This is a genomic window from Pseudonocardia pini (assembly GCF_013870575.1).
Lineage (GTDB): Bacteria > Actinomycetota > Actinomycetes > Mycobacteriales > Pseudonocardiaceae > Pseudonocardia > Pseudonocardia pini.
On record NZ_JACBXB010000101.1, the window covers coordinates 1 to 10,931 of the forward strand.

Sequence of the window (10,931 nt, forward strand, 5' to 3'; positions counted from 1 at the left end):
ACCCTCGCCGTCGCCCGCTACCTCGCCGCCGACGCCTGGCGCTCGCAGCGGATCCTGATCCCCGCGTTCCTGCAGCTCGCGGTCCTGGCCGTCCTCTTCGGGGGCGATCCCGGGCCGTTGCCCACCCCCTGGGGCGCCTCGGTGCTCGCGCTCTACCCCGTCGCCGCCTGGCTCGCGCTGACTCTCGCGCACACCGAGGACCCGGTGCAGCGGTCGGTCACCGTCGTGGCCGCGGGCGGAACCGGGCCCGTCGCCGCGGGGACCCTGGTGGTCGCCGCGACCGCCGACCTGGTGCTCGGCCTGCTGTCCGTCGCCTGGCCCCTCGTGGCCACGCCGTACTCGGCCTCGCCCGCCATCGTGCTGACCGGGCTGCTCGCCCATCTCGCCGCGGGGCTCACCGGGACCGCCGTCGGGCTCCTGTGCGCCCGTCCCGTCGTCTCGCGGATCGGGTGGTCACTGGCGATCGGGGTGGTCGTCGTGCTCGTCACCGCCGTGCAGCCGTGGCTGCCGCCGGTGGGCTCCTCGGTGGCGGCACTGGAGGCCTCGGCCGGTCCGGGTTCGGTACTGCTGCCCCTCGCCGTGGCCCTCGCGCTGGCCGTGGGAGCCACCACGGTGAGCGCCACCCTCGCCCGTCGCGGCTGAGTGATCGCAGGTCGGAGGCCAATTCCTCCGGTTCCGCTTGACATCACTACTGCACTGGCTGCATGGTTACCTGCATGAGTAACGAACCAACGGACTGGGACAGGGCCGGGCGGTCACCGTGATGGACGACGGGAGGCCCCTCTTCCTCCAGATCGCCGAGCAGATCGAAGGCTCGATCATCGACGGCTCGCTGCCGGAGGAGGGCCAGGTCCCGTCGACCAACGAGCTGGCCGCGTTCCACCGGATCAACCCGGCGACGGCGGCGAAGGGTGTGAACCAGCTCGTCGCCGACGGGGTGCTCTACAAGCGGAGGGGGATCGGGATGTTCGTCAGCACCGGGGCACGCACACAGCTCCTCGAGCGGCGCCGCGAGGAGTTCGCGAACCAGTACATCGCGCCGTTGCTGGCGGAGGCCCGCAAGCTCGGGATGGATCCCGAGCAGATCAAGAAGATGATCGACGTCTGGGGGGACGAATCATGACCGCCGTCTCGATGCGCGGGGTCACCAAGCGCTACGGCGACTTCACCGCGCTCGACGCCGTGAGCCTGGAGCTGCGGGAGAACACCATCCACGGTCTGCTCGGCCGCAACGGCGCCGGCAAGACCACCATCATGCAGATCCTGACCGGCCAGAACTTCGAGACCGCGGGGCAGGTCGAGGTCTTCGGCCTGCACCCGTACGAGAACTCGCAGGTTCTGGACCGGGTCTGCTTCATCCGCGAGGCGCAGAAGTACCCGGACGGGTACCGCGTCCGGGACGCGCTGAACTCCGCGGCGCTGCTGTTCCCGAGCTGGGACGCGCGGTTCGCGACCGAGCTGGTCTCCGACTTCCAGCTCCGGCCGAAGCAGCAGATCAAGAAGCTGTCGCGGGGGCAGCTGTCCGCGGTCGGTGTGATCATCGGGCTCGCGTCGCGGGCGCCGCTGACCTTCTTCGACGAGCCCTACCTCGGCCTCGACGCCGTCGCGCGGCAGCTGTTCTACGACCGGCTGCTCGCCGACTACGCCGAGCACCCGCGCACGGTCGTGCTGTCCACGCACCTGATCGACGAGGTCAGCGACCTGATCGAGCACGTCGTCCTGGTGGACAAGGGCAGGGTCCTGATCGACGAGGACGCGGACGTCCTGCGGGGGCAGGCCGTCACCGTCACCGGCCCGACGGCCGCGGTGAAGGCCTTCGCCGAGGGCTACACCGAGCTGCACCGCGAGGAGCTGGGGGGCTTCCTGCGCGTCACGTTGGCCGGTGCGCACCCGGAGCCGCAGCTGCGCTCCGAGGGGCTCGAGTTCGAGCCCGTCTCGCTGCAGCAGCTCGTGGTCCGCACGACCCAGCAGAACCTCGACGACCGGAAGGTGGTCCTCTAGATGACGACCGCGACCGCGAGCGACGTGCTCGCCACCACACCCGCCCGCAGGCGTCGCTACCTCGCCTCCGCGCGGATCCACCTGGTGAACCTGCCGCTGTCGCTCGGGATGCCGTGGCTGATCCTCGGGTCCTCCTTCGTGGTGAACCTGATCATCTACTCGATGCTGCCGGAGAACCCGAACGACCCGCGCACCACGGGCGGGATCATGTCCATCTACATCTTCGCGCTGATCGCGCACGTGGTGTCGATGACGCAGAGCTTCCCGTTCGCGCTCGGCCTGTCCGTCACCCGGCGGGACTTCTTCGCCGGGCTGAGCCTGATCATCGTGGTGGAGTCCGCGGTGCAGGGGCTCGTGCTGACCGGGCTGCGGGCGATCGAGCTGGCCTCGGCGGGCTGGGGCATCGACATGACCTTCTTCGGGGTGCCGTTCCTGGTGCAGGACAACTGGTTCCTGCAGTGGGTGCTCTACTCCGTGCCGTTCCTGGCGCTGTCCTACCTGGCGGTCCTCTTCGGGACCATCTACAAGCGCTTCGGCCAGCCGGGCATGTGGGTGTCGATCATCGGTCTCGTGCTGGTCGGTGGGGCCGCGGCGATCCTGCTGACCTGGAGCGAGAGCTGGGGGGTGGTCGCGCGGTTCTTCACCGAGACGGCCCCGCTGACGCTCATCGCGGGCTACCCGGTGATCCTCGCGGTCCTGTTCGCGGGGCTGGCCTGGCTGCTCCTGCGGCGCGCGACGCCGTGACACCCGTCGGGCGTGCCCGCTGGGGGGTGGACACGCCCGACACGCCGTCGACCTGGGGAGACGAGATGACCGTGCAGACCACCTACCGGCTCGACACCGAGGCCAGCGAGCTGAGCTTCTCGGCGCGCGCGATGTTCGGCACCGCGACCGTGCGGGGCACGTTCGCCGTCACCGGCGGGGAGGTGACGGTCGAGCCGGACGGGGGGATCCGGGTCGCGGCCGTCGTCGCCGCAGACAGCGTGGACACGGGCCTGGCGAAGCGGGACGAGCACATCGTCTCGTCCGACTACCTGGGTGCGAGGGAGCACCCGGAGATCCGGTTCTCGGGTTCCGCCCCGGCGGGGGCGACGGCGGGACGGGGGGTGCTCCGGGGGGAGCTCACCGTCGCGGGGCGGACCCGGCCGGTCGATCTCGACCTGGGGGAGGTCGTCGCCGACGGTCGGGGGGCCGTGGCGGAGGCGGCCGTCGAGATCGACCGGTACGAGTTCGGCGTCACGGCAGGCAAGGGGATGACCGGCCGTCGGATCACGGTGCGGATCCGCGCGGTGGCCACGCCCGCGGCGTGATCACGGGCGGGTCGGGCTCCGTTCCTCGGGGCCCGGCCCGCCCACGACCACGTCCGGGGTCGGATGGGCCGCGTAGAGCAGCTGCTCCTGGGCCCGCCAGCCCGCGCGGTGCGGGGCGTACCCGGGCCAGTCCGGCCGTCTGCGGAGCCTGCGTTCCCGCTCCGGCTCCGGGCATTCCACCCAGATCGCGGTGGAGGTGAAGGGGCGCAGGGGCTCCGCTCCCGCTCCGCAGCCCTCCAGCACGACGACCGGGACCACCGGCTGGGTCCGCGGGGTGGCGGCCCGCACCGAACGGGCCCAGTCCCACGGCCACCAGCGGGCGGGTGCACCGCGGTGGAGCGGCCCGGCGATCCACTCGACGGCCAGCGGTACGGCCGCGGCCAGGCCGGTCCAGCCCGCGTAGAGCTCCTCCATCGACAGCACCGGCGCCCCGAGCTCCGCGCCCAGCCGCTCGGCCACCGTGGACTTCCCCGATCCGGACCAGCCGTCGACCGTCACCAGCCTGCACCCACCCGGGCCGGCGGGACGGGCCCGCACGATGTCCATCGGACCAGCGTGGCAAAACCGTGGTTGACGGCGGCAGGCGCCTCGGATTAGGTAAGGCTCGCCTATGTCAAGGAGGAGCCGGATGTCGCGTCTGTTCGGGATGCTCGCGGTCGTCGCGTCCCTGGTCCTGGTGGCGTGCGGCGCTCCCGCGCCGACCACCGCCGCCCCGTCGGCCGCGACCGGGGAGTTCCCGGTCACGATCACCCACGCGTACGGCACGACGACGATCCCGGCGAAGCCGCAGCGGGTCGTCGCGATCGGGACCGGCGACCTCGCGGTGGCGAACGCGGTCGGGGCCCCGGTCGTCGGGGCCCTGCGCAACGGCACCGGGGGAGACGGGAACCTGCCGTACGCCGCCACCCCGCTCGGCGCCGAGGTCCTCGGCCTCGACTCCGCCGGGGACCTCGATCTCGAGCGGGTCGCGGCCTACCGCCCCGACCTCATCCTCGCGACCACCTGGTACGGCATCGCCGACCAGGCCGACTACGACCGGCTGGCGGGCATCGCCCCGGTCGTGACCTACGAGACGGGCCTGTTCCAGTCCTCGATGGAGGACGACGCGCGGCTGGTCGGGCGGGCCCTGGGCGAGACCGCCGCCGTCGAGGCCCTGATCGCGGACGCGAACGCCCGGATCGCGGCCCTCAAGGCCGAGCTGCCCGGGCTCGCCGGGCGGACGTACCTCTACGGCCAGGCCCGCGGCGAGGTGCTGCCGATGGTGGTCGGGGAGCAGAACCTCTCGACCGCGTTCATGCGCTCGCTCGGGCTGTCGGTGCCCGCGAACTTCCGGGACGCGCCTGCCTCCGCGGCCCTCGCGCCCGGCACCGTGGGCGTGAGCTACGAGGAGGCCGGGCGGCTGGACAGCGCGGACGTGCTGTTCATGACGTTCGCGACCGACGGGGACCGTGGCCGGTTCGAGGGCAACGCGCTGGTGCAGCAGCTCCGTCCGGTGCGGGCGGGCGACTACCTGGCGTTGACCCTCGACCAGGCCGTGGCACTGCAGGCGCCGAACGTCGCCGCGGTGGGCTGGCTGCTGGACGGGCTGCGGCCCACGCTGACCAAGGTGGCCCGGGCCGCCTGACGGCGCCGGGCCACCCCGGGGTCAGGCGCCCGTGGTGCTCGAGGCCTTCGCCGCCCGGTGTCCGCGCCAGGCGTCGAACAGCAGGAACGCGACCAGGCTGATCCCGAACAGCGGGGCGAACCACCCGATCACCACGGCGCCGAGCACCACGGCGAACCCGACGGGCTGGCTCAGCTTGCGGAACTGCCCGCGCGGGGCGAGCGGGGTGGGCGTGCCACCCCGGGTCGGCCTGCGCATCCACCACATGCGGTAGCCCAGCAGGATCACCGCGGCCAGCCCGAGGGCGAACGCCAGCAGCAGGAGCTGGTTCGCCAGGCCGAACAGGGTGCCCATGTGCCCGGCGATGCCCCAGGTCGTGAGCTTGGCCATGAGCGGGTAGTCGGCGAACCGCACCACGTCCACGACCGTGTCGGTGGCGGCGTCGATCGCGGCCTTGTCCGCCTCGTTGGGCAGGCTCGACTTGATCTCGGTGACGGTCCAGGTCGCGCCCGCGGTGTTCGGCGTCGCGAGCTCGACGGCGCCCGCGTCGAGCCCCGCGCCCCGGGCCGTGGCCAGCACGGAGTCGAACGTCGCCGGGCTGACGGCGGGGGGCGGCTCCGTGGCCTCGGACCCGCCGTGGCCCGCGTGCCCGCCGCCGGTGGACAGCTGTGGGGTGGTCCAGCCCAGCTCGGTGCGCAGCGTGGAGATGTTCGCGCCCGCGTAGGTCGACCACGTCATCCCGGTCGCGGAGAGGAACAGCGTGCCGAGCAGCAGCCAGACGCCGAGCGTGCCGTGCCTGCCGAGCTGCTTGCGGCGCCCCTTGACACCGGTCCTGGGGACGACGAGATCGGCGAGGCGCCGCTTGTGGTTCGCCCGCCAGCGGGCGACCCACAGCACCAGCCCGCCGAGGGCGACGAACCAGAGCCACGAGGCCGCCAGCTCGCTGTAGATCCGGCCGGGCTCGCCGAGCAGCAGGTTGCGGTGCAGCTGGCTGAACGTGCTGCGCAACGGCAGGGCGCCGCTGGAGCCGTAGGTGGCCAGCTCGCCCTTCACCTCGGCGGTGGCCGGGTCGACGAACACCGTCCAGCGCTGCGAGTCGCCGAGGCCCTCGCGGTTGAAGAGCACGCGGGTGGTGGCGCCGGGCTCGGGTGCCGGCCGCACCGCGTCGAGGGTGTCGCCGGGGTTGACCGCCAGCGCGGCCTGGACCTGGGCGGCGAGGGGCAGGGCGGGCCCGGTCGAGGTCGTGGTCAGCTGGTCTCGGTAGACGAGGGTCTCGAGCTGGGGGGCGATGGCGTAGAGCACGCCGGTCAGGGTCGCGATGAGGATGAACGGTGCGGCGAAGAGGCCGGCGTAGAAGTGCAGCCGCAGCGCGAGCCCCTTCCACGCGCCCCGCTGGGCGGGCGGGCTCGGCGGCGGGGGTGTGGCGGGGCGGACGGGCGGAGGAACGGTCTCCTCGGGCTCGGACACGATGGACACAGGGGTCTCCTGGGGAGGGTGGGCCGTCGACGACGGCGGGCCGGGAACGGGCGCGCGGAAGCGGCGCCGGGGTCCCGGTGCGGGTGGGGAGGAAGGCGGCCGAATCAGGCCGACTGCGGAGGACCCCGGTGCACGATCGCGTGCCGCAGCACGACTCCACTCAGGGATCGGTCCGGCCGCGACGGGCCCGGAACCGCGCGGGCAGGCGTGTGCGGGCGGGCGCCCGGCACCCACACCGACAGGAGGGTGAGAAAGGCGCGCAGAGCGCGTTCGGAAAGCGCACGGGCCCGTTTCTCCCCGCTGCGCAGCCAGGCGGCCGCGACCGCGGCGGAGACCAGGTGGGCGACCAGGACCAGACCCGGTCCGCCACCGCTCTCGACCCCGTGGCCGTGCTCGCCCGCCGCGGGGCCCACGGTCGCGAACACCAGGTGGGCGACGAGCTGGAGGGTGAGCTGGGCGGCGGCGAGCCGCTCCCAACCGCGCTCGGCACGGGCCAGCCACCACGCGGGGGTGACCAGCGCCAGCAGGCTCAGGACGATCGCTCCGAGCTCGGGCAACCCGGCCCCGCCCAGCACGTGCCCCGCCACCGCGGTGACCAGCGCCGTCGCCGTGACCGCCGCCGTCCGCGCACCGCGACCGCGCGGCAGCGCGCTGCCGGGGCCGTGCGGGTGGTGGGGGGCGTGCACGGAAGGACCTCCGTGAGGGACCGGCCGCGGGGCGGCGAGGGGAGCGGCTCGTCGTCGGGCCCGCGGTGGGCGATGATCACCATTGGTGAGTCACCGATCGCTGTCTGCGATGGACCATACGGGGTACCTCTGTCGGTGGACAAGGCACCCCGAGCGAAACGGCTTCCGGAACGGTGATCGGCAGGGCCGACGGAATGCGCACTGTGATTCCTTTCGTGTGCCGGTCCGTGTCGCCTATCCTCGCGCACCTGGGGGAGCGCAGTGATTCGTTTCGTGAACCTCACGATCTCGCTGCGTAATGGTGAGGCTCGCACCGTCCCGGATGGGTGATTCCAGCCGATTAACCGCTGTGTAACGAATAGCCATCAAAGGAAACGGGGCGGCTGGTTCTGTTCTCCCCAGTCGAGGGCGACAGGGCTCCCACTCGACGCGCCACAGGGCCCCGAAACCTGTGGGGTGGTCGCCATTCGACTGCGAAGAGAAATCACGAGGAATGAAATGCCGACTCTCGCTCCGCTCCCCACGGAGGACGAGGTCGAGCTCTGGTCCGTCCCGCGCGGCGTCGCGCGGGGCGGACCGGCACCCCGGATCGCGACGCCGGTCCGAGGTGAGCTGGAGTGACCGTCGACCACGAGCCCGCAGGTCGCGGCGGGCGCTCCTGGATCACCGAGCCGGCCCCCGTGGCCGACCACCCCGCCCCCACGGGCGACGCGGTCGGAGACCCGGACCGGCTCGGCCCCCTGCGGAGCTGTCTCACCGAGCGGGTCCCCGCGGACCCGCCCGCGCCGAACCCCGTGCTGGCGATGATCCACTCCGCGTTCCTCGCCCGGACCGTGGCCACGCTCGTCGAGCTCGGTGTGGTCGAGGAGCTGGCCGGGCGGCCCCGCAGCATCGCGGAGCTGGGCCGGATCCTCGGGGTGGCGGCCGAGCCGCTGCAGCAGCTGGTGCGCGGCACGGCGGCGGCCGGGTTGGTGCGCTCGGCGGGCGGCACGGGTCTCGACGAGGTCTTCGCGCTCACCGAGACCGGCGAGACGCTCCGCGAGGGGCACCCGTCGGCCACCCGCGACCTCGTCCTGATGCTGCAGGGCGCGGACGTCCTGGACTGCCTGCGGGCGCTGCCCGAGCGGGTCCGCCGCGGTGAGACCGGGCCGGAGGTCGCCCTCGGCCGGAGCTGGTTCGAGCACGTGCGGACCGAGCCGGAGCTGGCCGCACGCTTCGACCGGATGATGGTCGCGCTGCACGGCGGCGAGCACGAGGCCGTCGCCGCGGCGTACGACATGGACTGGGCCTGGAACGTCGTCGACGTCGGCGGCGGGCTCGGCGGGCTGACCCTCGCCCTGCTGGCGGCGAACGACCACCTGACCGGGACCGTCCTCGACCTGCCGGACGTCGCGGCGCGGGCGCAGCGCACGATCGTCCGAGCCGGGTACACGCACCGCTGCAGCACCGTCGCGGGCGACTTCTTCGACGGCGTGCCGCACGGCGCCGACGCCTACGTGCTGGCCTCGGTGCTGCACGCCTGGTCGGACGCCGACTGCGTACGGATCCTGCGCAGCGTCGCGGACGGGCTCACCCCCGGCGCGCGGCTGCTGGTCGTGGAGAACGTGCTGCCCGCGGGCGACGCGCCGCACCCGGGCCGCGCACTGGACCTGCTCATGGCCGCGCTGACCCACGGCCACGAACGCACCGCGGAGGAGTTCCGGCTGCTGCTGGCCGCCGCGGGTCTGCGGATCCGCTCCGTCGTCCCGACCGCCTCGGCGGTCAGCGTGATCGAGGCGGAGCGGGATCCACTACTGGGGTAGCGACACCCCTCACGAGTCCGATCGGGGGATCGGGTGGGGCGGGAGCACGCGGCGGCGGCTCCCGCCCCACTTTTTTCGCGCACCCCGATGGTCGGTGACGCCCTCGGCCGTCGAGCCGGATCGTCGCGTCCGCGCGGGTGCTCGACGGGCCGGGCGGCGCGGACGCGCCTAGCGTGCGGGGCACCCCCACCGAAGGACCGCCGTGCGCCGACCCACCGTCCTGATCTCCGGAGCGAGCATCGCCGGACCCGCCCTGGCCTACTGGCTGACCACCCACGGGTGGGAGACCACCGTCGTCGAGCGCTTCGCCGGGCTGCGCGACGACGGCCAGAACATCGACGTCCGCGGCGCCGGTCGCGAGGTCGCCCGCCGGATGGGCATCGAGGACGCGATCCGTGCCGAGTCCACCGGCGAGACGGGCACCGAGTTCGTCGCGGCCGACGGCACTGCAGTGGCGACCTTCGCGGCGGGCGAGTCCGACTCCGGCGGCGCCACCGCCGAGCTCGAGATCCTGCGCGGCAGACTGTCGCGGGTCATCGTCGACCGCACCCTGGCGGACACCGAGTACGTCTTCGGGGACCGGATCGTGGCCCTCGACGAGCAGGCCGACGGCGTCACGGTCACCTTCGCCGAGGCGCCGCCGCGCACGTTCGACCTGGTCGTCGTGGCCGAGGGGCTGCGGTCCCGCACGCGGGACCTGGTCTTCCCGGGCGTCGACGCCGTGCGGGAGCTGGGCCTCTACATCGGCTACCTGACCCTCCCGCGCACCGCGGCGGACACCGACCGCTGGCGCTGGCACACCGCGGGCCGGGGCCGCGCGGTCGGCCTGCGCCCGGACAACCTCGGCACCGTCCGGGCCACGCTGGGCTTCCTGTCCGACGTCCGCGGACTCGACGAGCTCGACCGGGACGCGGTGGTCACGATCCTGCGCCGCACCTTCGCGGACGTGGGCTGGGAGACCCCGCGCATCCTCGCCGCGCTCGACGACGCACCCCTCTACTTCGACGCCGTCGGCCAGGCCCGCCTGCCCTCCTGGAGCAGCGGGCGGGTCGCCCTGGTCGGGGACGCCGCGTACTGCTCCTCGCCGATCAGCGGCATGAGCACGAGCCTCGCGCTCACCGGCGCCTACGTCCTGGCGGGCGAGCTCGCCGCGCACCCGTACCGGACGGCGTTCGCCCGCTACGAGACCGTCATGCGGCCCTATGTGGACAAGGCGCAGAAGCTCCCGCCGGGCACCCCGCGCATCGCCAACCCGCGCAGCCGGGCCGGTGTCGCCGTGCTGAACACGGTCCTGCGGATCGCCGCCCCGGTGACCGCGCGGCTGGGCGGGATTGCGTCCACAGTGCTCGCCCCGCCCGCGGAGGCCATCGACCTCCCGACCTACCCGACCGCGAACGGTGTCGCCGCGGTCCGCTCCTGACCCCGGGGGCGGGCCACCGGAGCGGTCGGCCTGCGCACCGCCTGCGTCGCCCGGCCGGTCGGGGATCCGCCCACGTCGTCGGGCCGGGTCGACCTGCACGTCGAGGACCTCGCCGACCTGGCCGACCGGCTCGGCTGAGCCGGTCGTCCCCGCTGGTGGGGCGATGGCAGGATGTCGCCCATGACCGAACCGCAACGGGTGGCGGGGTCGGGCCCGTTCGACGACGAGCCGCCCGGCGCGGTCCGGCTCGACGAGGTGCCGGAGGGCGTCGTGCTCGCCGTGAGCGGCCCTCTCGACCTCTCGCTCGCGCCGCGGCTCGCGCGGGCGGTGGAACGGGCCGCGCGGCTGCGTCCGGCGCTGCTCGTGATCGACCTGAGCGAGGTCGTGTTCCTCGCATCGGTCGGCATGGCCGAGCTCGTCCGCGCCCACCGACAGCTCCGCACCGAGATCCCCGTGCGGATCGTGGCCACGGGCAGGCTGGTCCTGCGCCCGCTCGAGCTGACCCGGCTCACCGACGAGCTGGACATCCACCCGACCCTCGCCACGGCCCTCTCCGCAGGATGAGCGCCATGGACGAGCTGACGGCGTCGGGCACCCTGCTGGAGGCCCTGGCCTCGGTGTTCACCGGCCCGG

12 protein-coding genes are annotated in these 10,931 nt (G+C 73.6%); 9 read left to right on the forward strand and 3 right to left on the reverse strand.

The genetic code is table 11. The features are described from left to right. From H5J29_RS08965 to H5J29_RS08985, 5 genes are all read left to right on the forward strand, one after another. The coding region (locus H5J29_RS08965) for a hypothetical protein (RefSeq protein WP_181780455.1) at positions 1 to 642 on the forward strand (642 nt) is incomplete at its 5' end. 121 nt (positions 643 to 763) lie between these two features. Next, positions 764 to 1,123, forward strand: coding sequence for a GntR family transcriptional regulator (locus H5J29_RS08970; protein WP_181780456.1), 360 nt, complete (start codon positions 764 to 766; stop codon positions 1,121 to 1,123). Next, on the forward strand, positions 1,120 to 2,001 hold the full coding sequence (locus H5J29_RS08975) for an ABC transporter ATP-binding protein (protein WP_181780457.1): 882 nt from the start codon (positions 1,120 to 1,122) through the stop codon (positions 1,999 to 2,001). Before H5J29_RS08970 ends, H5J29_RS08975 begins: the two co-directional genes overlap by 4 nt. Continuing rightward, a complete protein-coding gene (locus H5J29_RS08980) occupies positions 2,002 to 2,745 on the forward strand; it encodes a hypothetical protein (RefSeq protein WP_181780458.1) in 744 nt (247 codons plus the stop codon). It abuts the gene before it with no gap. Between the two features lie 65 nt (positions 2,746 to 2,810). Next, positions 2,811 to 3,311 (forward strand): YceI family protein, encoded by a 501-nt coding sequence (locus H5J29_RS08985; RefSeq protein ID WP_181780459.1) that lies wholly within the window; start codon positions 2,811 to 2,813, stop codon positions 3,309 to 3,311. Here the strand turns inward: H5J29_RS08985 and H5J29_RS08990 are convergent, their stop codons facing one another. Beyond that, the gene (locus tag H5J29_RS08990) at positions 3,312 to 3,857 is read right to left on the reverse strand and encodes a nucleoside/nucleotide kinase family protein (protein ID WP_181780460.1); all 546 of its coding nucleotides are present in this window, start codon (positions 3,855 to 3,857) and stop codon (positions 3,312 to 3,314) included. Positions 3,858 to 3,939: 82 nt separating this feature from the next. Between H5J29_RS08990 and H5J29_RS08995 the strand changes: the two genes are divergently transcribed. Continuing rightward, complete coding sequence (locus H5J29_RS08995) at positions 3,940 to 4,935, forward strand: ABC transporter substrate-binding protein (protein ID WP_181780461.1); 996 nt, start codon at positions 3,940 to 3,942, stop codon at positions 4,933 to 4,935. Positions 4,936 to 4,956: 21 nt separating this feature from the next. Here H5J29_RS08995 and H5J29_RS09000 read toward each other — a convergent pair whose 3' ends face one another. Then, entirely contained in the window at positions 4,957 to 6,390 is a 1,434-nt protein-coding gene (locus tag H5J29_RS09000; RefSeq protein ID WP_181780462.1) for a PepSY-associated TM helix domain-containing protein, read from the reverse strand. Positions 6,391 to 6,494: 104 nt separating this feature from the next. Beyond that, positions 6,495 to 7,076: a hypothetical protein gene (locus H5J29_RS09005; protein ID WP_181780463.1), complete on the reverse strand. Its 582-nt coding sequence runs from the start codon at positions 7,074 to 7,076 to the stop codon at positions 6,495 to 6,497. A gap of 617 nt (positions 7,077 to 7,693) precedes the next feature. On the opposite strand from H5J29_RS09005, the gene H5J29_RS36170 reads away from it, so the two are divergent. The 3 genes from H5J29_RS36170 to H5J29_RS09020 all read left to right on the forward strand — a co-directional run bounded on the left by H5J29_RS36170 (position 7,694) and on the right by H5J29_RS09020 (position 10,862). After that, complete coding sequence (locus H5J29_RS36170) at positions 7,694 to 8,878, forward strand: methyltransferase (protein ID WP_181780464.1); 1,185 nt, start codon at positions 7,694 to 7,696, stop codon at positions 8,876 to 8,878. Positions 8,879 to 9,080: 202 nt separating this feature from the next. Beyond that, positions 9,081 to 10,298 carry an FAD-dependent monooxygenase gene (locus H5J29_RS09015; protein ID WP_181780465.1) on the forward strand — a complete coding sequence of 406 codons (1,218 nt, stop codon included), beginning with the start codon at positions 9,081 to 9,083 and terminating at the stop codon, positions 10,296 to 10,298. Positions 10,299 to 10,478: 180 nt separating this feature from the next. After that, the gene (locus tag H5J29_RS09020) at positions 10,479 to 10,862 is read left to right on the forward strand and encodes an STAS domain-containing protein (protein WP_181780466.1); all 384 of its coding nucleotides are present in this window, start codon (positions 10,479 to 10,481) and stop codon (positions 10,860 to 10,862) included. Positions 10,863 to 10,931 lie beyond the last annotated feature (69 nt).